1 protein-coding gene is annotated in these 316 nt (G+C 66.1%); it reads left to right on the top strand.

Features of this window, described 5'->3' with window-relative positions; all coding sequences use genetic code 11:
* Positions 1-90: 90 nt before the first annotated feature.
* Positions 91-316 (top strand): thiolase family protein (locus IJ15_RS0123010; protein WP_031940680.1); only part of this gene is annotated, 226 nt, incomplete at its 3' end.

Below are 316 nucleotides of genomic sequence, written 5' to 3'. Positions count from 1 at the left end.
CCGAGGCCGTCGCCAAGCAGTACCTCTCCATCGTTCTGGACGGGCTTGCCAGCCCCGACTCCCACAAGTAATCCGAATCCAGGAGCTGTTATGCCCGAGGTTTACATCGTCGACGCCATCCGCACCCCGATCGGCAAGAAGAACGGTGGCCTGGCCCCCGTTCACCCGATCGACCTGGGCGCGCACATCATCAAGGCGCTCGTCGAGCGCACCGGGATCGACCCGTCGAACGTCGACGACGTCGTCTTCGGTTGCGTCGACGCGATCGGTGGCCAGGCCGGCAACATCGCGCGCATGTCGTGGCTGGCCGCGGGCC

This window comes from Prescottella defluvii (assembly GCF_000738775.1).
Lineage (GTDB): Bacteria > Actinomycetota > Actinomycetes > Mycobacteriales > Mycobacteriaceae > Prescottella > Prescottella defluvii.
This window is presented reverse-complemented; position numbering and strand designations above follow the sequence as displayed.